Genomic DNA, 21899 nt, shown 5'->3' on the forward strand with positions numbered 1-21899 from the left:
ATCTGGTGCGTCAGGAGGTCTGGGCACATCTGGTCGTACAACCACTGCCTCACGCAGCTCATCATCGCTCTGGCCGACGACAACGGCATCGCCCCGGACCGGATCTCCTTCGTCAAGGTCCTCAAGCACGCACGACGCAGCGTGGTCCGCCAGTGCACGGACACGTCCACGAAGATCAAGGAGTTCTTGGTGGTGCTGGCGGCAAAGGTTCGCCGGAAACTCGACAACGGCGCCAAGCGCTTGCGGGAGGCGGACCGACATCTGAAGCGCCCGACTCGAATTGAAAGGGTGGAAGCTGTGGGCGCCCCCGCGACCCTTCCTCTTCCGGTTGGCCGCTTGGTTCGACTTCTTGGTAGAGACCGCCTTGATGTTGCGTTTGCGCGCAGATGGGCGCGGGAGAACGGGACGGGTGCGCGGCTGGCCCACCGGGCCGCGCACCCTGACCTTCCGCAGGAGGGGTACGAACTGCGGGCTGTCGGCGGCCTGTCCCGCGGTGACCGTGGAGGCCAGGGGCGGTAGCGCCGGTCGCACGCCAGGTGGACCTTGGAGGTCAACCCGCCGCGCGAACGGCCGAGTCCCGCGGCCGTCAGGCGCGCCCGTCGTCGGCGTCGGATCCGACGCCGGTCGGGGTGGGATCTCCGCCCCGCCAGACCACACCCTCCAACTGATCCCGCAACCGTTCCGGATACGGCCCGAACCCGCCTATCGGCAGGAACGGCTCGTCTCGGCGGTCGCCCTGTGGACATCGAGCGCGGCGGTGTGGGTGATACTGGACGTTACATAAAGCCCTCTGGTTGTTCGGAACGTGATCTTCGAAGACACGTTCCTACCAGGGGCTTCACTCATGTCCGGCATCAAGTCACCATCCCGCCCGCCCAGCATCATCACGCACCGCAACTGTCACGTTGCCGAGAAGACCTCACTGAGCTGAGCCGCGCGTTCACGGCGGAATCGCCTCCGGCGTGCTTTCGGTGGCTGAAAATTGCAGCATGCAAGACTATCCATGCTTGACATGATCCAGGGGTGCAGCCCTAGCCTCACTCAAGTGCTGCCTTCGGGGGCCAATCCAATCCCAGGTGATCTGCCGTTCTTTCAGAATGTTTCGCCGATCCTGCCCGGTTTGCCATTACAGGTTACGCGTGTCACACAATCACAGGATCAGTCGGTTCCGCTAGCGTTTTGGGCGCTTCGATGACCGGATGAATTCTGGTGTAGAAAGCAGAAGGAAACGGCTGCGCGGGTGCTGCAAGGCGCTCGTCTTAAGCATGCCATGAGAAGCCGGGAGCTTTGCCGTAGCCGGATAATTCAGACGACCGCTATTTGATGTCCAGGGCAGAATGGGGTTCAGTGGAATGGCAACCGGTCCCAGTTCGGATCGCCGACCGACATGAACAAGCGGCTTGAGCAACGCTTGACTCGATGACTACCATCGCGGATGAAGTATTTAGCATTGACTGTACGATCGGTGGCTCATGGCTAACGGGGGGATTCTAATAGATGCTGGACATCTGCCTCGAACAAGAAAACCCTTTATCCTGGCCCCTTCAAATCTACCGGCAGATCCGAATCGCCATTATCGGGGGCCATTTGCGGGACGGTGACTCTTTGCCGTCGGCCAAGGAGCTGGCGCGGCACCTGGCCGTCTCTGAGGACTCGGTCGGCGCGGCCTACGAGTGGATGAGCACTGAAGGACTCCTGGAATGCCGGATTAACGCGCCGGCGCGAATCCGCACTGGTGTGCGAGAAGTGCACCGAACCAGACAGCCGGTGGTGCCGCTCGGATTCTGGGCGGACCTTCCGAAGCCGCCATTACGTCTCAACGCGGCCCCTGAATATGACTTTCGAGCCGGGGTGCCGGACACGCGCATTTTCCCGATGGACACCTGGTTACGTCTGCTCGCCGAGCAGATGACTACGATGCCGCCGCAGCTTCTGATCTACGAGGACCCGCGCGGGCGCGCTGACCTGCGGAGGGAGATCGCGGTGCGGTTGCACCGATCCCGAGAGCTCCAGGTGAGGGCGACCGACGTCCTCGTTACCAACGGATCGCAACAGGCGGTGCACCTCGCGGCCCGAGTGCTGCTGCGGCCCGGCGACCGGGTCGCCGTGGAGAACCCCGGTTATCCGCCGCCGCGGCAGATGTTCACGAGCCTGGGCGCCGAACCCGTGGGGGTGCGGGTCGACTCGGAGGGTCTCGTCGTCGACGAGATTCCTGATGACTGCCGGCTCGTCTATGTCACTCCGGCGCACCAGTTCCCGCTGGGCATGCCTATGTCGCTGCGCCGCAAGCTGGACCTGCTGGCGTGGGCGCGACGGCGGAGCGCGGTGATCGTGGAGGACGATTACGACACCGAGCTGAAGTTCACCGAACGACCGCTGGAGCCGCTGCACAGCCTGTGTCCTGACGGCCAGGTGATCTACGTCGGGTCGTTCTCCAAGGTCCTGCTGCCGATGTTACGGCTTGGGTTTCTGGTCGCTCCCCCCGAGCTGATGCCCGCACTGGCGAAGGCCAAATACCTGACGGACGTCGGCACTCCGAGCGTCGAGCAGGCCGCGCTGGCGCGTTTCCTGGCCGAGGGCGGATTCGCCGATCATCTGCGCGGGCTGCACGAAGAATACGGAGCCAGGCGTGGGCTGCTGATCGACATCCTCGCACGCGACTTCGGTGACGTTCTGACCCTCGTTCCCTCGGAAGCGGGGCTGCATGTGACCGCCCGCGCCGAGTACGACATGTGGCCACTCGTGCAGGCTGCGCGCAGAGCGGGGATTTGGCTTTATTCACTTGGCGACTTCACTGACCCGCCGAACTTCGCACACGGGTTGTTGTTCGGCTACGGAGCGATGCGGGCCGAGGCTATCGAGTCGGGGCTTCGGAAACTGCGCGAGATCTTCCACCAGAAGGGCAGGAAATGATACAGCAGCAAACCAGCTTCTCCCTCAGTGCCGACGAGTTGGCGCAGTTCCATCGAAACGGCTACATCGGGCCGTTCGATCTCTACGCTCCGGACGAGATGGAGAGCAACCTTCGCGCCTTGCGCCCTAAACTGCTCAATACCAAAACCTCCATCTACGCTGATGACCAGGCGATCTCCGGCGGCACCAACCTCGCCAACTACGACCGCCACCTCGATGTCGATTTTCTTGGCGAGCACATCACGCAGCCCGGGATCGTGGATCGTGTCGCGAGCATCCTGGGCCCCGACGTGCTGTGCTGGCGCAGCGAGTTCTTCCCCAAATATCCGGGCGATGAGGGCACCGACTGGCATCAGGCCGACAACTTCTCCAACGTTGCGGGATCCAAGCATCCGCAGATCGTCTGGCCCGAGGACGCCGAGTTCGGCGGCACTATCACGGTCTGGACCGCCTTCACCGAGGCGAGCGTCGACATGGGCTGCCTGCAGTTCATACCGGGCTCACACAAAACGATGAACTACGACGAGTCCAGGTCCATGACGTACGACGCCGACGCCATCAACCGGGTTGAGAAGAACGGGATCCGGCGAGGGTTCTTCGGCTACGACTATCGGCAGTTGCAGAAGGACTCCGATTGGAGCCCGGATGAGGCGAACGCGGTCTCCCAGGTGATGCGCCAAGGGCAGTTCATCATCTTCTGGTCCACTCTCATGCACGCTTCCCACCCGCACAACGGGAAGACCAACGACATGCGGCTCGGTTACGCCGGCCGCTACCTGCCCACCTCCGTTCGTGTCTACCCCTACTCCGACCGACTCGAGGAGTTCGGCGGCTCGGCGAGCCTGGAGAAGTTCGGCAACGTGCTGGTGTCCGGGCAGGACTCGTACGAGCACAACAGGTTCGTGAGCGCCACTCGCTCGGGCAAGCCGTTCGAGGCCCGGCAGACGGGGGCACGCGCGTGAGCGAGCACGAGCGGTGGCTGCGCGAATGGGTGCTCAAAACGTGCCAGGACCTTGGGCTCTCCCTCCAGCACGACGAGGACGACTTCTTCGCGGCGGGCGGCACATCGCTGACGGCCGCGAGGCTGATCGGCCGGGCCGAGGAGGCGTTCGGTGAAGACGCCCTGCCGGCCGAGGATCTTTTCGTGGGCAGTACCGTCGGCGAACTCGTCGTCACCCTGACCAAGAACGTGCCTGTGAAGACCCGTGACCGAGAGAACTGACCATGGAGCCTGCTGACGGTAACCAGTGGTTGTTGCCGCTCAAGGAGGCGACGCGTGAGCCGGCCCTCACGTTGATCTGCCTCCCGTACGCGGGCGGGAATCCCACTCTGTTCCGCTCTTGGGCGGACGAGCTCGACGAAAATGTCGAGGCGGTGGCCGTCCGGCTGCCCGGCCGAGGCTCGCGGATCAACGAACCGTCGTGCACCGATTGGGCGACACTCCTCGAACGCGCTTCCGGCGCGCTGGGCCCACTCCTCCAGGCGCCGCACGCGTTCTTCGGACACAGTTTCGGCGGCAGGTTGGCTTACGAGCTGGCGCACCTCGCCGCGGCCAAGCACCCTGGCCGCACACGGCGGTTGTTTGTATCCGGTTGCCGAAGCCCGAACCAGGCTCGCACGCCCCGCCTCCACCACCTGCCCGACGCGGAGTTCCGGACGGCCCTGAAGGATATGGGCGGTATGCCTGGGGACCTGATGGCCAGTGAACCGCTGATGAGAATGCTCGTGCCTGCGGTGCGCAACGACATCCGGCTCGCCGAGCTCTGGGACGACCGGGCAGCGACGCCGCTGGATGTTCCGCTGACGGTGCTCTACGGCCGGGACGACCCAGTTGACCCGGCCGCCACGATGCGGAGCTGGCCCGTGTTCGCCAGCCGCGGGTGCGAGCTGGTCGAACTCCCGGGCGCCCACTTCTTCCTCGAGACCCACCGCGGGCTCGTCTTGGACGTCATCAATGAGAGATTGGGGACCTCAAGTGCGGAGGCTCGTAGTCGGCCCTAGGCCGCGTATCCAGTTGAGATCAACAGGTGCCCCGGCTGAGGGCGTTGACCCAGATCATCGCGGCGCGAAGGTGGAGGCCGGCGAGGTAGCTCTCGGGGGTCTTGTCGTAGCGGGTGGCGATGCCTCGCCAGGCCTTGAACCTGTTTATCAGGCGCTCGACGGTGTTCCGTTCCTTGTAGAGGTCTGCGTCGTGGCCGACGGGCCTGCCGCCCCCGGTGCCCTTCCTCTTGCGGTTGGCGGCCTGGTCCCTCTTTTCCGGGATGACTGCCTTGATGCGGCGTCTCCGCAGGTGGGCGCGGTTGCCACGGGACGAGTAGGCCTTGTCTCCGGCGACCGCGTCGGGCCGGGTGCGGGGACGCCCGACGGGCCCGCGGACCCGTACCTTCCCGAGGACGGGGACGAACTGCGGGCTGTCGGCGGCCTGTCCCGCAGTCAGGATCAGCGCCAAGGGCCGGCAGTTGCGGTCCGAGGCGAGATGGATCTTGGAGGTCTGTCCACCCCGCGAGCGTCCGAGCAGGCCGGCCCTCAGCCGGATCCGATGCCGGCGCCGGACACGTCGTCGTTCCTCCCGGTCCGGGTCGATTCCGGCTCCGTTCCCGCTTTGTTCCTCCGGATCGCCCCCTTTTGCCGGGCCTTCTCCTCCTCGGCGGCGGCCTTCTCCAGAGCGGTGAGCGTGTCCGGGTCGAGATGCATCCCGGCGGCGTCGTGGTGCGCCCGGACGGTGGTCGAGTCCACGCTCACCAGCGACATGTCCACCACGCCCCGCTTCGCGGCCTCCGCGATCAGGCCCTCCAACAGGGCCTCGAAGACACCGGCGTCCCGCCACTGCCGAAAGCGGTTGTGCACGGTCGGCCACGCACCGAACCGCTCCGGCATCTCACGCCACTGCGCACCCGTCCGAAACTTCCAGATCACGCCCTCGAACTGCTGCCGCAGCCGCTCGGGATACGGACCGAACCCACCGATCGGCAGATACGGCCCGATGAACTCCCACTCCACGTCCGTCAGTTGCTCTCGCGTCACAACAAGACCAATTACCAGACCAGGACCGGGTTGACGACGAATCCCACAGATCGATCACAACCCGATACACGCCCTAAAGCGCTGGTCATCCATGACCGGATCAACCTGACCGCAGAGAGCTATCCCGACGACCTCGGGGTCGCGACGCTGTTCGAGCGCCAGGCCGCGCGTGTCCCGGAAGCGCCCGCCGTAGTGCACAGGGAACGGACCCTGACCTACCAGGAACTCGACTCTCTCGCCAACGGCCTGGCCGCACGGCTGCACGAGATCGGGGCCGGCCGTGACGACGTCATCGGCGTATGCTGCGACCGCTCGCCGGAACTGATCGTCTCGCTGCTCGCGGTGCTCAAGTGCGGTGGCGCCTATCTTCCCTTCGACGCGAGCTGGCCGGACAACCGCCTGCACGCCGTTCTCGCCCAGGCTGGTTGCACCGTCGTCGTGACCGACCAGCCTTCGGCGCTGGACGCTCGTCTGCCCGACTGGCTAGTTGTGCCGGCCGACGGGACGGCGGGCGGCACCGCCCCTGAAACGCGAGCCGATCCCGACGACATCGCCTACATCAACTTCACCTCGGGTTCGACCGGGACGCCCAAGGGAGTCCCGATCCGCCACCGCAGCATTGCCCGGCTCGTCTACGGGGCCAGGTACACGCGGCTCGACGAGCGAACCCGGCTGCTCCAGTTGGCGCCGATCTCCTTCGACGCCGCCACGTTCGAGATCTGGGGCGCACTGCTGCACGGCGGTACGTGCGTCCTGTACCCGTCGAGCTTCTTGCGGTTCTCCGAACTGAGGAAGGTGCTCGAGACGCAGCGCGTCACCACAGCCTTCCTGACGACGGCGCTCTTCAACACGATCGTGGATGAGGCACCCGCGACGCTTGCGAGCGTCGAGACGATCCTCACAGGTGGCGAGGCGCATTCGTTGCGACATATGGCCTCCGCGCTGCGGTACTACGGCGATGACCGGATCGTGAACGTCTACGGGCCGACCGAGAGCACGACCTTCGCCACGTGCTATCCGGTGCGCACGCTGGGCCCTTCCGGCTCCCCGCTGCCCATCGGTGTGCCGATCCAGAACACGCGGCTCTACCTCGTCGACGGCGGTCGTTTGTGCGCGGCGGGGGAGGTCGGTGAGATCTGCCTCGCCGGACCAGGCCTCTCCCCGGGTTACCTCGCCAACCCCGAAGCGACGCGCAAGCGGTTCGTCGAGTACGACATCGGCGGGCGGCGGGAGCGCTTATACCACACCGGCGACCGAGGACGCTTTCGGGACGATGGGGCCGTCGTCTTCCTGGGGCGGCTGGACGACCAGGTGAAGATTAACGGTCACCGGATCGAACCAGGCGAAGTTCTCCACCACCTCGACCGGCATCCGCACATCAAACAGAGCTACGTGACGGTCGCCGAGACGGCGGCCGGGGAGAAGACACTGATCGCCTTCGTCGTCCCCAAGGACGTGGGGTGCACACCGGCGGCGATTCGCGAATATTTGGGCGCGGAACTTCCGGCCTTCATGGTCCCCTCGGCGATCCGCCTCTGCACCGCGCTGCCCTTCTCCCCGACCGGGAAGGTCGACCGGAGTGCCCTGCTCGCCCTCCACGAAGCCGCGCATGCTGTGACGGAACTCGTACAGGTGGGTGATTCCGTTGGCTCCTGACGCCGATGATGCCGATGGCGACGCCGTGAGGAGTCGGCCTGGGGCACGAAGGTCGGATCTCGCCATCCTTGTGGCGACCTTGGGTCTCAGCATGGCCGGCGCCTATATGGTGATTCCCTTTCTGGCGATATATCTGACCACCGAACGTCATCTTTCGATAGCCTCCGCCGGAGCCGTCCTGACAACGATAATTGTTTTGGAGCGAGGCGGTACATTCGCCACCGGAATCCTGAGCGATCGGCATTCTCCAAAAGCACTAATGGTGGCCGGAATGGTGACAGGCGGTGCCGGATTCCTTCTTCTCGCCTCCGCTCGCCAGATGGTTCTCATAGTGGCCAGTGCGATACTCCTCGGAGCGGGAAACGCATTTTTCGTTCCAGCATGCAAAGCGGTTCTGGCTATCGCCGCCGAGGTGTACGGACCGCGCGTCTTCGCATTGCGTTCCACTGCGGCGAACGTCGGCTCCGCGCTTGGGCCACTGATCGGAGGAGTGTTCTACGATCATTTCACCACGCTGCTGGTCGCAGCCTCGATACTGCATCTGGCATGCATATTCCCACTCGGCCGCCTCCGAGCGCCGAGTTCCTCCGGTGGTGAACCGGTCATGGGTGTCTTTAAGAGAGCCCGGAGCATTCTCACCGATCCCGCGGCGGTGTGGCTGATGGTGGCCAGCATCGGGTTTTGGACCTGCTTCAGCCAGTTCACCCTTTCTTTCCCGCTGCACGCGAAGAATGTTCTCGATTCGGTGGGCGCCGTCGGCGTCTTCGTGGCTTTGAACGCGATCATCATTATTTCCGCTCAGATATTTCTGGTTCGGATCTTTCTCAAGAGATCAGATCAGGCCCTCAGTGTCATCATCCATGGAATGATTCTGATGACGGTCGCCTTCGGTGCCCTGATGGCGGGAAATGGCGTCGTCCAACTCGTCACATTCATCATTTTCTTCTCTCTGTCCGAGCTGCTTCTCGGCCCGTCGCTCGACGCCGCAGCACACGCCATATCGCCGCGTGGGCAGGAAGCCGCGTACCTCGGGTTCGTCTCGGTCGGCTGGGCCATCGGCGCCGTTCTCGGCAACTATCTCGCAGTGCTGACTTTCGACCGGAATCCAGACTCCGACTCACATTTCGTGACGTGGGGTTCCTGCGCCTTGATCGCCATCGGCACGGCGGCTGCGTTTCATCTGTTTCAAACCACGTTCCGGAAGAGGTCCTCAGTCCTTGCGGCAGAACCACGTGGAGCAGGCGGCGACAAGTCCGCCGCGTAGACCGGCGACAATTGAAAGGGGGAGCTCCTCGTGTTCGATTCGATGGCCACGGCAGCTGAGACGAAACTGGCGATCATGTTCGCCGGTATCGCGGTGGTGCTGTTGACCGGTGTCGTCTTCGGCCGGATCGCCAGATCTCTCCGCCAGCCCATCGTGATCGGCGAGATCACGGCGGGCATTGTCCTCGGTCCGAGTCTGTTGGGTTTGTTCCCCGGCGATCTGAGCCAGCGCCTGTTCCCTGCTGACGTCAGGCCGCTCCTCTCGGCAGTGTCGCAGGTCGGTCTGATTCTTTTCATGTTCATGGTCGGCTGGGAGTTTGAGAAGCGCCTGATCAGGCCGCACGTGGGCTTGGCGGCCGCAGTCTCGCTGACCTCGGTGGCCCTCTCGTTCGGGCTGGGCGCGCTGTCGGCCGTCGTGCTCTATCAGAACCATGACGTAGTCGACGGAAGACACATCTCTTTCACCGCGTTCGCGACCTTCATGGGAGCGGCGATGTCTGTGACCGCCTTCCCCGTGCTCGCACGGATCTTGTCGGACAACAAGCTCACCGACACCCGGGTCGGCACGCTCGCGCTGGCCAGCGCCGCCATCGACGACGTCCTGGCCTGGTGCATGCTCGCCTACGTCTCGGCGCTGGTCACCTCGGGTGGAGACACCGGCGACCTGATCGTCATCATGGTGCGCAGCGTCGTCTACGTGGCGCTGATGTTCGTGGTGGTCAGGCCGCTCTTGGCCGCGGTTACCTGGCGGTTCGCCGGCAGGGAGCACTGGCGGACACTGCTGCTCATTCTGAGCGCGGGGGCACTGCTGTCAGCGTGGGCGACGACCTGGATCGGCATACACGCGATCTTCGGGGCGTTTCTGTTCGGGTTCGTCACCCCGCGCGAGCCCTCCCATCTGCTGGTCGAGCACGTCCGCAAGCCACTGGAGCAGATCAGCCTGGTGCTGCTGCCGGTGTTCTTCATCGTCACCGGTCTCGGCGTCGACATCGGCGGCCTGGCCGGGACCCAGTATCTCGAGCTTGGCCTCATCCTGCTGGTCGCCTGTGCGGGCAAACTGCTGGGCGCGGTCGTCCCCGCCCGCGTCTCGGGGATGGCGTGGCGTGAGGCGGTAACCCTCGGTCTGTTGATGAACACCCGCGGCCTCACCGAACTGATCATCCTCAACGCCGCCGTCAGTCTGGGCGTCCTCGACGGGCAGATATTCACGATGATGGTGATCATGGCGCTGTTCACCACCGCGCTGGCCGGCCCGCTCTTGCCCCGCGGCCAGGCCGTCGAGGCGTTGCGGCCCGAACCCCGGCCCGTCGCATCCGGGAGTCAGACGACTCGCCCGGCCGACCGCACCCTCGGATGAGGAGAACCACGGTGAACGAGGAAAGACTCGGCTGCATTCGCGTCGCCGTCATCGGCGGTGGTACCAGTCCGGAACACGACATCAGCTGTGCCAGCGCAGACAGCGTCGCATCCGCCTTGGACACACAGAAGTACACGGCGGTTCCGTTCACCATCACCCGAGACGGCGGGTGGCTGGACGCCAGAGGTGATCGGTACCCTTCGTTCGCCGCCGCCGTCAAGGACTTGGAGACCTGTGATGTGGTCTTCCCTGCGGTGCATGGAGCTCCGGGTGAGGACGGTACTCTCGCGGCGCTCTGCGAGGTGGTGCGAATTCCCTTCGTGGGCTGTTCCCTGGCCGTGGGTGCGATGGCGATGAACAAGCAGATAACCAAGCTGGTTGCCGACTCGCTGGGAGTCCGCACTGCGCCGGGCGTCGTCTTGCGTTCGAGGACGGACCCGGTAGAGGTGGAACCGCCTGTTGTGGTGAAGCCGGCCACGGCGGGCTCCAGTTTGGGGGTCTCCTTCGTGCTGGAGCGGGACGAGTTGGAATCCGCCATCCACGCGGCGTTCCAGATGTCGTCGGAAGTGCTGGTGGAGTCGGTCATTACCGGACGGGAAATCAACATCGCGATCCTCGAGACCGCCGACGGTAGGCTCCACCTGGGTGCGCCTCTCGAGGTCGTGTTGGGCAGCAAGCTGTTCTTCGACCACGCGACCAAGTACAGCGGCACCGCGCGATCCCTCTGCCCCGCGCCGTTGACCGGTGAGGAACGAGACCAGCTTTTCGGAGCCGCCAAGCGAATTTTCCGGGGCATGGGCTGCACGGGGCTGGCCCGGATCGATTTCTTCCTCACTGACTCCGGGCCCGTTCTCATCGAGTGCAACACGATGCCGGGGTTCACCGAACGTTCCCACTACGCGTCCATGTTCGGAGCGCGGGGGATCACCTTCAGCCGACTGCTCGACACGCTCGTCATGACGGCGTTGCGGCGCTGCACGGCGGTGCCCGAGGCCCTCTCAGCAGGAGGGGAATACGGCGAAGCTCCGCTGCGGGCCAACGCCCTTCAGTCCTGAAACGATTCTCGGAAATTGAGGCGTGTTTATGCGAACGAAAACGAAAGAGTATGTGCTGCTGCTCGGAGCCGAGCGGTTTCTTCGAGAACGGGCCTTCTCCGGAGCGAAGGAAGCCACTGATCTTCCGGTCTGGGCGGCTGCGAAGGATGCGGTGCGCGACCGGAACCGAACGTTCGATGATATGTTGTCGGCCGATCCCCGGGACCCGCATTCCCTGCTAACGGCCATCCGCGCGCGTTCCACCCACGGCTGGCACCCTCGGGTCATCGTTCCGTTCGACGACTGGACGGTGGCTTCGGCCAACCCCGTGAACTGCGCCCTGGGCCTGACGGGGCTGGACGCTACGACAGTGACCAACACGCGGGACAAGTACGCGATGAAGCGAGCTCTTCTGGCGGCTGGTGTCCAGACTCCTCGTTCCGAACTGGTGCAGTCCGATGAGGAGCTTCTCACCGCCGTCGATACGATCGGGCTGCCAGTGGTCATCAAGCCCTACGATTTTGGTGGCAGCGTCGGGGTCGTCCTGGCTGCCACCCGCGAGGAGGCGCTCACTGGTCTCGCGGAATCGAAGGCGATGGTCGCGCGCCACGGGGCGACTTACGGGATTCTCGGTGACAAGTACCTTGTCGAGCAGTATGTCGACTCCGACAACGAGGTGTCCGTCGAGGTCCTCTGCGGGGCGGGCCGTGCGCAGGCCCTCGCCGTCACCGAGAAATACCTGTCTCCTCCTCCCTGGTTCGCCGAGGTCGCGCAACTGGTGCCGAGCCACCGCGCCGGGGACCGTACTCTGACCGACCTCGCCGAGCAGACCTGTGTCGCGCTGGGCATCGACCGGGGAATCGCCCATGTGGAGATCAAATTTGCGGCGGACGGAACGGCCTGGGTGATCGAGGCGGCTGCCCGGCCGGCCGGAGGTCTGGTCATGGATCAGGTCGAGCGTGCCTACTCGGTCAGCCCCTATCGGCTACACGTCGGCTCCTATCTAGGATCTGACCTGCTTGACGTGGCTCTCGGCGCGGTTCCAGGCAAGTCCTCGGCGGTCGCGTGCCTTAACGCGCCGCCCGGACAGATTCAGGACATCCAGGCCGGGAAGCCGCTTCCGCCAGAGGTGCGGAGCCTCAGCATCAACGCGAAGCGCGGCGACTTCTCCCAGGTGACCAGGGACAACCTCACCCTCGGAGAGGGCTTCATCGAACTCGAATGGGACGAGCTCTTCACGGAGAAGACCAAACTACCGATCGAGGTGGCGAGACAGGTGGCTGACCAGATCTTCGTGGTCGGTGATGCCGTCGGCGGGTGAGACGGAGGACGATTCCTTGGAGCGGACACCCCGACAATGGATCTTGATGGTCCAGGGAGGGATGATCCCAGGTGCGACGCAAGTCTCCGTATCTGGAGGAGTTCTGGAGGGATGTCGTGGCGCTCTACCGCGCCACGGCATGGGGTCCGACCAACTGGTGCGCAACGCGCGCGTAGTCATCACCGCCGTGCTGGCCGCGAGGCGGTGAGCGACTGGCGGGTCCGGTTCGGGGTCGAGGACCGGACGCGTTCCGGCGGGTCGCCGTCATCCGGAATCTGCACCCGGGTCCGGGACTAGCCCTGGCCGGTGCGCAGGTACGCCCGGAACCTCCGCCGCCCGCCGGCGGCGCATACACGCTGACCGTGGAGGTCCGGCCCAGGCCGGGCGGCGGCTGGGACGCCTCGCTCCAGACGCGGCGCATCGTCGTCCCGGCCCCATGGCGGCAGCGTTCCTGGCCGCCTTCCAGGCAGCCCTGCCGGGCCGCGACGACGCCCCCTGAGTCGGGTGCTCGCAGGCGGGCCGACCGGGTAGGACACCGAGCCGCCGCACGCACGCCCACCGAGTCCATCCATACCTTCGGCAGCACAGGACGGTCATCGTGCAACCCGTGGCGCAGCTCTATCTCGACCTGATCAAGAACGTCCTGGCCAACACCATCTACGAGGACCCGCCCATCCCGGCGAGCTGGGCACCGAGCGAGCACTACGACGCGCTCAATCGCAGCCTGGGCGTGGACTGGCCCAGCGTCGCGCACACGATGATCGGGATGCGTCGTTTCGAGAACGTCGAGAGCTGCGTCAAGCAGGTGCTGGCCGACGGGGTCCCGGGGGACTTGATCGAGACCGGGGTGTGGCGCGGCGGGACCTGCATCTTCATGCGGGCGATCCTGAAGGCGCACGACGTGACCGACCGAAAGGTGTGGGTCGCGGATTCCTTCCAGGGGATGCCGCGGCCCGACGCCACCGGTCACCAGGGCGACCGTGAACTCGCCTCGCACCGCTACAACACGTTCATGGCGACCGATATCGCCACCGTCCGGCGCAACTTCGAGCGCTACGAACTCCTGGACGACCGGGTCGAGCTCCTGCCGGGATGGTTCCGGGACACCCTGCCGACCGCCCCGATCGAGCGGCTCGCCGTGCTGCGCCTGGACAGCGATCTGTACGAGTCGACGATGGACACCCTGGTCCACCTGTATCCGAAGCTCTCCCCCGGAGGCTTCGTGATCATCGACGACTACCACATTCCGGTGTGCCGCGAGGCGGTGAGCGACTGGCGGGTCCGGTTCGGGGTCGAGGACCCGATCGAGGACATCGACGGACTCGGCGCCTTCTGGCGACGCACCGGTTGAACCGTGACGTTCGTGTTCCGCGCGGCGGCGGCGATCCGCCCGGCCGGGCCATCCGCAGACGGCAGGCCTAGGAGAGGACCACGAAGTGGCAGGCAAGCAAGAGGCTGTGTTCGCCTTGGTCGCGGAACAACTCGGCCAGACGACCGACGAACTCGACGTCGACAGGTCGTTCGTGGCATCGGGCGCGGACTCCCTGTGCCTGATGGCGATGTCGAGGATCCTGCGCACGCGTTTCGGCGTGGGGGTATCGGTCCGGGAGTTGTTCACGGTCACGGACACCCCGCGCGAACTCGCGCGGGTGGTGGTGGGATCGCTCGATTCCGGCACGGTACCGGCGGCCCGCGCCGACGCAGCCGAGCCGCGGCCCGCAGCCGATCCGGAGCCGCCGTCGGACCCGGACTCCCTCGACCCCGCAGCCGCCGATCCGGTTCTCGCGGTGCTCGACGCCCAACTGCGCGTCACCGAGAAGATGATCACGAAGGTCACCGAGCTGGCCGCCGAACAGCTTCGGATGCTCGACCGAATGCCTCCGGCGCACCGGAGTTCCGCCCGCACCCCGGCCCCCGTCGCTCACCGGCGCACGAACGACGAGGTCGATCCGTGGACCGAAGACGCACCCGTGGAGCTCTCTCCGGTCGGCATGGAGACACCCGATCCGTCGTCTCCTGAGGAGCACCCGGTCCAGACGCCACCGGTAAGCGGGCAAACGGACTTCAGTCTCTACTTCTTCGGTGACTATCCGGAGCAGGACTCGACCCTGGGCTACCGACATCTGCTCGACGCGGCCACGTTCGCCGACCGCAACGGATTCCACGCGCTGTGGATCCCCGAGCGGCACTTCCACTCGTTCGGCGGGCTCTTCCCCAGCCCTTCGGTGCTGGCGGCCGCAATTGCCGCCCGTACCTCGCGGATCCGCCTGCACGCGGGGTCGGTGGTACTCCCCCTGCACGACCCCATCCGAGTGGCCGAGGAATGGTCCGTCGTGGACAACCTGTCCGGCGGTCGGGTGGGCCTCGGATTCGCCGCCGGCTGGCAGGCCGACGATTTCGTGCTGGCCCCGGAGAACTTCGGACGCCACCGCGAGATCATGTACGAGCACCTGCAGACCTTTCGGCGGCTGTGGGCCGGCGAGGCCGTCCAGGCGACCTCGGGCAGCGGGGCACTGGTGGACGTGCGGCTGCATCCGCGGCCGGTTCAGTCCGAACCTCCCCTCTTCGCGGCCGTGTTATCGAACCCGGAGAGCTACGAGAAGGCCGCCCGATCCGGTCTGGGCATCGTCACCAACCTGATGGCGCAGAGCGTCGACGACCTTCGGGAAAACATCGCGCTGTACCGCCGCACCCGGGCGCAACACGGCTTGGACCCGGCGACCGGCCGGGTCGTCGTTCTCGTGCACACCTGTCTCGGCGCAGACTCGGAACGCGTCCGGGAACAGGCCCGAGTCCCGTTCTGCGGCTACCTGCGCTCCTCCCTCTCGCTCTTCGACAACGTCGCGAACAGCCTCGGCATGGACGTCGATCTGGCCGCGACCCCGGCCGAGGATCTGGACTTCGTGATCGAACAGGCGTACCGCCGCTACTGTGCGACCCGAGCGTTGATCGGGAGCGTCGACACTTGTCGTCCGGTCCTCGACGCCATCCGGGCGGCCGGCGCGGACGAGATAGCCTGCTTCGTCGACTTCGGTGTCCCGCCCGACCTGATGCTCGCGGGTCTGGTCCCGCTCGCCGCCTTGCGCGGCGAGTACGCCTCCCGTCGCGCCGTCGCGCCCGCGGCCCCCGTGTCGAGCGCACCGGCCACACCGCTACAGCGCAGGATGTGGCTGTTGGAGGAGATGCACCCCGGCCGGCGCACGTACCACGAGCCCAAGGCCATCCTGCTCGAGGGGTATCTGGACGTCGACGCCCTCCGGGCGGCTCTGGGCCGCGTCGTGGACCGACACCGGCAACTGCGCACGGTATTCCGGGAGATCGACGGCGAGCTCCGGCAGGTGGTGCTGCCCACCGGGTCGGTCGATTGCCCGCTGGTCGACCTGAGCGGATGCGGTGACGAGGAAGCCGTACTCGAACTCCGGGACAGCACCGCCGAGGCCGGCATCGACCTCGGCACGGGGCCGCTGCTGCGCTGCCGGATCGGCAGGCTCGGCGAGGACCGACACCTGCTGTACGTGGTGGCGCACCACATCGTCTTCGACTCGCTGTCCACGCTGATCTTCTGCCGCGACCTCGCGGCGTTCTACCGCGCCGGAGCACGCGAACCGGTCGACCTGGTCGACCTGGGCACCTGGTGGGACGAGGTCCCGGCGGAGTCTGCGGACGCCGCGGCGGGCCTCGACTTCTGGAAGCGGGAGCTTGCGGGAACCTCCCCGCTGCAACTGCCCCTGGACCACCCGCGATCCGCCACCCCGACGTCCGACGGGGCGACTCAGGTACACCACCTGGACGCCGAACTGGCCGGTCGATTACGCGACTTCGCCAGAGAACGCGGCTGCACACTCTTCATGGCCCTGCTGGGCGCGGTGGGCTCGGTCCTGGGCCGCTTCGGCGCTCAGCAGGACATCGTCCTGGGTGCGGCCGTCACCCATCGGCCGGCCGGGGCCGAGGACCTGATCGGCATGTTCGTCGAGACCGTGGCCGTGCGGTTCGACCTGTCCGGGGACCCGGGCTTCGACGAACTGACCCGGCGCGTGCGGGCGAGTGTCATCCGCGCCATGGAACACCGGGACGTCCCCTTCGACCGGGTGGTCGACGCGGTGAATCCGCAGCGCCGACCGGGCGTGAACCCGCTGTTCCAGGTGATGGTGGAATTCGAGCAGGAGGCCGCCCCCGCCTTCGCCGGCACCGGGCTGACCGCCGAACTCCTCGACGTGCCCAGGACCCAGGCCCCGTTCGATCTGACCTTCTACCTCGCCGATCGGGCAGACGGGATCCGCTGCACCGTCGAGTACGACGCGAGCCTCTTCGAACGGGACACCGTGCTCCGCGTGCTGGAGTACGTCGAGGAGCTGCTGCGCAAGGCCACCCGGACTCCCGACGCCGGCCTGTCCGAACTGCCCGCCCTCACCCCCCGCGACGCGTCGGCACTAGAACGGTGGCAGGGCGAGCAGACGCCCGCATCCCCCGCCTGCCTGCACCAGCTCGTCGAGGCGCAGGCCCGGACGACCCCCGACGTGATCGCGCTCACCGGTCTCGGGGACCCGGTGACGTATCGCCGACTCGACGCGTCGGCGAACAGGCTCGCCCACTCCCTGTCGGGTCTGGGCGTCGCGCGGGGCAGCCGGGTCGGGGTGTGCCTGTCCCGCGGCGTGCCGCTGATCACGGCGCTGTTGGCGGTGCTCAAGTGCGGCGCCGCGTACGTCCCGCTGGATCCGACGCTGCCGGCCGAGCGGCGGGCGTTCATGCTCCTGGACAGCGGTACGGGGTTGCTGCTCGCGGACCACACGACCGGTCCGGACGACCATGCCGGCGTGTCCTGCCCTGTTCAGTGGATCGAGGACATCGACGACGACGGTCCGGACACCGCGCCGCCCACCGGAACGGATCCGGAGGATCTCGCCTACTGCATCTACACCTCCGGTTCGGGCGGACGGCCGAAGGCGGTGGCGGTTCCGCATCGCGGGCCGGTGAACCTGGTCGGCTGGCAACTCCGCCGGCACGAACCCATGTGCACGGTGCAGTGGGCCTCCGCCAGCTTCGACGCCAGCGTCCAGGAGATCTTCACCACCCTCGCCTCCGGTGCCACGCTGGTCCTACTGGACGATCGCACCCGTCGCGATCCCGGCGCGGTGGCCGAACACCTGCGCCGACACGGGGTGCAGCGGATCAGCCTGCCGGCGACCCCGCTGCGCTACCTCGCCGGCGAGCTGATCGACGTCCCCTCCCTGCGCGAGGTGCTCATCGGCGGGGAAAAGCTCACCCTCACCCAGGAGTTGCGGCGACTGGCCCGGGAGTGTCCCGAGGTGGCGCTCTACAACCAGTACGGTCCGACCGAGACCTCGGTGCTGGTCACGTCGCATCGCATCGATCCGGCCACCGAACCGATCCCACCCATCGGTCGACCCGTCGACAACGTGCGCCTGCGCGTGGTGGACGAGCACGGGCGGCCGGTCCCGATCGGCGTGGTCGGTGAGTTGCTGATCGGCGGAGCGGCGGTCGCCCAAGGCTACTTCGGCGACCCCGAACGCACCGCGGAGCGCTTCGTCGACGACGGGTCCGGCGCGCGAAGCTACCGGTCGGGCGATCTGGTGTGCTGGCGGCCGGACGGCTGCCTGCGGTACATCGACCGCGTCGACAACCAGGTCAAGATTCGCGGATTCCGGGTGGAGCCGGAAGAGGCCGAGCGAGTCCTGAGCCGGCTGGACACGGTGACCGAAGCCGCGGTCCTGGCCCGCCCGGACCAGCGGGGCGAGCACCAGTTGGTCGCGTACGTCGTGCTGGATCCGGCGGCGCGGAACGGGGATTGGAGCACCCGACTACGCAAGCGGCTGGAGACCACGCTGCCCGACTATCTGATTCCCCAGGCGTGGGTGCCGGTGGATCGGCTGCCGATGGGCGCCAACGGCAAACTCGACCGGAGCGCACTGCTCACCACGCCGGTGACCCGACCCGACGAGCCGGCCGAGGCCGCTGCGGAGCCACTGACCGACGTGGAGCGATCCGTGCAGAAACTGTGGTCCGTCGAACTGGGCAGCGCCGCGATCCCGGCGGACCGGTCCTTCTTCGACGTGGGCGGGAACTCGCTGTCCGCCGTGCGACTGCTTGAGCGCATCCGGGCGGAACTGGGCCGCAAGATCCCCATGGTCGACTTCCTCGGCTCGCCGACCATCCGCAGCCTGGCCCAACGGCTGACCGAGCGGGCCGACGCTGCGGGGAGCTCGGCGTGAGCGGCCTCGGCGGCGCCACTCCCGAGGGCTCATCGAGGCGGGACATCGGGGCGCGGATCCGACAGGTCGTCGAGGCGATCCTGGGCCGGGCCGCGGACGAGCACACCTCGTTTCTCGATCTCGGGCTCACCTCGTTGGCCCTGGGCCGAGTCCGGGTCCGGCTGGAGCGCGAACACGGTCTGACCCTCTCCGACACCGACCTGTTCGAGCATCCGACCATCGCCGCCCTCACCGGACACCTCGCCTCGGACGCCGACGAGGCGGGCGCCCCGGCGCGGGCCCGCGGGCGGGACGCGGGCGATCTCCCGGACGACGCGCAGCGGGTCGCCGTCATCGGCATGGCCGTTCGCTTCCCCGGGGCGGACGACGTGGACCGGTTCTGGGCCAACCTGCGCACCGGGGTGTGCAGCGTGAGCACCTTTCCCGACGCCCGGCCACCGGTGGATCCCGACCATCGTCCGGTCGCCGGGGTGTTGCGTGACGTCGACTGCTTCGACGCCGACTACTTCGGGATGAACGCGCGGGAGGCCGAACTCACCGACCCCGCACACCGAATCTTCCTGGAGTGTGCCGAACACGCCCTGGAACACGCCGGATACGCCGATACCGGGCGAGCCCGAAACGTCGGCGTCTTCGCGGGCGGAGGGATGAACCTGTACGGCCCCCGGCCGGCGTTCCACGCCCGCTTCGCTCCCGCCGACGGGTCGGGCGCGGGCGGGATCGCCGAAGAGATGCAGGCGTTGATCGGCGGTCAATACGACTTCCTCGCGTCCCGGGTCGCCTATCGGCTCGGCCTGACCGGCGCCGCCGTCGGCGTCCAGACGGCGTGCTCGACCGGGTTGGTGGCGGTACACCTGGCCGTGCAGTCCCTGCTGTCCGGGGATGTCGATCTCGCGCTGGCCGGGGCCGCCGCGGTGCACCTGCCGCAGGAGGCGGGGTACCGCCATCAGCCGGAGTTCATCATGTCGCCGACCGGCCGCTGCCGGGCCTTCGACGCCGCCTCCGACGGCACCGTCGGCGGCAACGGGGTGGCCGCGGTGGTGCTCAAGCGACTCGACCGGGCCCGGGCCGACGGCGACACCGTGCACGCGGTGGTCATCGGCTCCGCGGTCAACAACGACGGGAGCGCGAAGGCGGGCTTCACCGCTCCCGGTCTGGCCGGCCACACGGACGTGGTGCGCCGGGCCCTGGCCCGAGCCGGCGTCGCGCCCGGCTCGATCTCCTATGTCGAGGCCCACGGCACCGGTACGCCGTTGGGCGACCCGGTCGAGTTCGAGGCGCTGAGCCGCGCCTACCGATCCGAAGGGGCGCGGGCCGGCTCGTGTGCCCTGGGCGCGGTTAAGCCCAACATCGGCCACCTGGACACCTGTGCCGGGATGGCCGGGCTGATCAAGACCGTCCTGATGCTGCGTCACCGGGAGATCGTCCCCACCGTCAACGTGACCCGGCCCAGTCCCCGGCTGCCCTGGGCCGACAGCCCGTTTCACCTGGCCACCGCCGGTCGCCCGTGGACCGGCGACGGCGCCCCGCTGCGGGCCAGCGTCAGCGCCTTGGGATTCGGCGGCACCAACGCCCATGTGGTGCTGGAGGAGGCCGCCGCCGTGGACCCCTCTCCGGCACCGGAGAGCGCCGTCCGGATGCCGTTGAGTGCCCGGGACGCGGACTCGCTGCGCGCCCTGGCCACCCGCCTGCGCGACCATCTGTCCGAGCACCGGGACCTGTCCGCCGCCGACGTACAGACCACCTTGGGTCTCGGGAGGGCCCAACTTCCCTACCGGGCAGTGATTTCGGGGCGCTCGCCCGGTGAACTCGCCGATGCGCTGGACCGGGTGCGGCAGGACCGGGGGCACGTTTCGGCCGCCCCGGCCGCGCCGGTGGCCTTCGCGTTCGCGGGACAGGGCAGCTCCGCGCCGGGTATGGCGCGTCGCCTCCACGCCGAGTTCCCCGTCGTGCGCGACACGCTCGACGAGTGTGCCGCCCTCCTCGGGCCGGAGCAGGGTCGAGGACTGCTGAACGTCCTGCTTCACCCGTCCGCGGGCGATCCGCCGCCCGGTGTGGCGCAACCGGCGCTCTTCGCCCTCCAGTCGGCCCTGGCCCGGCAGTGGCGATCGTTCGGCGTCGAGCCCGATTACACGATCGGGCACAGCCTCGGGGAGATCGCCGCGTTGTGCGATGCGGGGGGATTGACCCTCGCGGACGGACTCGGCTTCACCGCCGCCCGCGGCCGGCTGATGGGCGAAGGGGTGGCAACGGGCGCCATGTTGGCGATCGTTGCCGACGAGGACACCGCTCGCCGAATCGGCGGGATGGCCGGCGTCGACCTGGCGGCGGCCAACGGACCACGTGCCCAGGTGCTTTCCGGCTCCGCCGAGAACATCCGAGCCGCGCAGGCGATCTGCGGACGAGAAGGCGTCGCCTGCCGACAACTGGCCGCGGACCTGCCCTTCCACTCGGCTCGGATCGATCCGATCCTGGACGCGTTGCGCGACGAGGCCGAGAAGCTGACCTTCCTGCCGCTGCACACACCGTGGGCTGGCGGCGCGAACGGCGAACTGCTGGCTGTCGGGACGGTCCTGGACGCCGACTTCCTCACCCGTCAGGCTCGTCGTCCGGTCCTCTTCCACCGGGCGTTGGGCGCACTGGACGCCGTGGGCTGTCACGACTTCCTCGAAATCGGCCCGGGCGACGTGTTGACCGGGATCGCCCGATCCGGCTTCTCGCACACGCGGTGGACGGGAGGCCGCACCGCCGACGAGACCGTGGTGTGGGACGCGTTGGCGTCGCTGTACCGTCGCGGCATCCCGGTGGCCTGGGAGCGGATCGCGACCACCGGGCACCGCATCCCGTTACCCGGATACCCGTTCCGCCGCCGCTCCTTCCCGATTCCCGAGCCCGCCGGTGTCGCGGCGAACGGACCGTCGGCCCGCACCCGGACCGATCCCCCCGAGCAGCCAGCCGCGGACCACCCGCAGTCGCGGGTCCTCGATCTGGCCGGCCGGCAACTCGACCTGGTCGACACGATGATCGACGAGGTGACGGGTCTGCTCTCGGCGCAATTGTCCGTGCTCTCGGATCGCGACGAGGAGTTCGACCGACGATGA

Annotated in this window: 12 protein-coding genes and 2 pseudogenes; 12 read left to right on the plus strand and 2 right to left on the minus strand. The window is 67.2% G+C overall.

Annotated elements, in window-relative coordinates; translation table 11 throughout:
• Positions 1-303: 303 nt before the first annotated feature.
• Positions 304-626 (minus strand): annotated as a pseudogene (locus OG948_RS00570) (IS5/IS1182 family transposase); the annotation flags it as partial.
• A gap of 871 nt (positions 627-1497) precedes the next feature.
• Here OG948_RS00570 and OG948_RS00575 point away from each other — a divergent pair.
• The 4 genes from OG948_RS00575 to OG948_RS00590 are packed head-to-tail and all read left to right on the plus strand — an operon-like array spanning position 1498 to position 4914.
• Entirely contained in the window at positions 1498-2913 is a 1416-nt protein-coding gene (locus OG948_RS00575; protein WP_406292852.1) for a PLP-dependent aminotransferase family protein, read from the plus strand.
• A complete protein-coding gene (locus OG948_RS00580; protein WP_406292854.1) occupies positions 2910-3875 on the plus strand; it encodes a chlorinating enzyme in 966 nt (321 codons plus the stop codon). The genes OG948_RS00575 and OG948_RS00580 overlap by 4 nt, the downstream gene beginning before the upstream one ends.
• Positions 3872-4135, plus strand: coding sequence for a phosphopantetheine-binding protein (locus OG948_RS00585; protein WP_406292856.1), 264 nt, complete (start codon positions 3872-3874; stop codon positions 4133-4135). The genes OG948_RS00580 and OG948_RS00585 overlap by 4 nt, the downstream gene beginning before the upstream one ends.
• Before the next feature lie 2 nt (positions 4136-4137).
• Entirely contained in the window at positions 4138-4914 is a 777-nt protein-coding gene (locus tag OG948_RS00590; protein WP_406292857.1) for a thioesterase II family protein, read from the plus strand.
• Positions 4915-4933: 19 nt separating this feature from the next.
• Here OG948_RS00590 and OG948_RS00595 read toward each other — a convergent pair.
• A pseudogene (locus tag OG948_RS00595) lies at positions 4934-5937 on the minus strand (IS5 family transposase).
• Between the two features lie 30 nt (positions 5938-5967).
• Here OG948_RS00595 and OG948_RS00600 point away from each other — a divergent pair.
• From OG948_RS00600 to OG948_RS00635, 8 genes are all read left to right on the plus strand, one after another.
• Positions 5968-7593 carry an amino acid adenylation domain-containing protein gene (locus OG948_RS00600; protein WP_406292859.1) on the plus strand — a complete coding sequence of 542 codons (1626 nt, stop codon included), beginning with the start codon at positions 5968-5970 and terminating at the stop codon, positions 7591-7593.
• 70 nt (positions 7594-7663) lie between these two features.
• Positions 7664-8857, plus strand: coding sequence for an MFS transporter (locus tag OG948_RS00605; RefSeq protein WP_406300157.1), 1194 nt, complete (start codon positions 7664-7666; stop codon positions 8855-8857).
• A gap of 30 nt (positions 8858-8887) precedes the next feature.
• Positions 8888-10213 carry a cation:proton antiporter gene (locus OG948_RS00610; protein ID WP_406292861.1) on the plus strand — a complete coding sequence of 442 codons (1326 nt, stop codon included), beginning with the start codon at positions 8888-8890 and terminating at the stop codon, positions 10211-10213.
• Between the two features lie 11 nt (positions 10214-10224).
• Positions 10225-11268 carry a D-alanine--D-alanine ligase family protein gene (locus tag OG948_RS00615; RefSeq protein ID WP_406292862.1) on the plus strand — a complete coding sequence of 348 codons (1044 nt, stop codon included), beginning with the start codon at positions 10225-10227 and terminating at the stop codon, positions 11266-11268.
• A gap of 52 nt (positions 11269-11320) precedes the next feature.
• Positions 11321-12568, plus strand: coding sequence for an acetyl-CoA carboxylase biotin carboxylase subunit family protein (locus OG948_RS00620; protein WP_406292864.1), 1248 nt, complete (start codon positions 11321-11323; stop codon positions 12566-12568).
• A 607-nt stretch (positions 12569-13175) separates the two neighbouring features.
• The gene (locus OG948_RS00625; protein ID WP_406292866.1) at positions 13176-13919 is read left to right on the plus strand and encodes a TylF/MycF family methyltransferase; all 744 of its coding nucleotides are present in this window, start codon (positions 13176-13178) and stop codon (positions 13917-13919) included.
• An 85-nt stretch (positions 13920-14004) separates the two neighbouring features.
• Positions 14005-18798, plus strand: a complete 4794-nt coding sequence (locus OG948_RS00630; protein ID WP_406292868.1) for a MupA/Atu3671 family FMN-dependent luciferase-like monooxygenase — start codon at positions 14005-14007, stop codon at positions 18796-18798.
• Complete coding sequence (locus tag OG948_RS00635; protein WP_406292870.1) at positions 18795-21899, plus strand: type I polyketide synthase; 3105 nt, start codon at positions 18795-18797, stop codon at positions 21897-21899. The genes OG948_RS00630 and OG948_RS00635 overlap by 4 nt, the downstream gene beginning before the upstream one ends.

The sequence above is a fragment of the Embleya sp. NBC_00888 genome, from assembly GCF_045207655.1.
GTDB lineage: Bacteria > Actinomycetota > Actinomycetes > Streptomycetales > Streptomycetaceae > Embleya.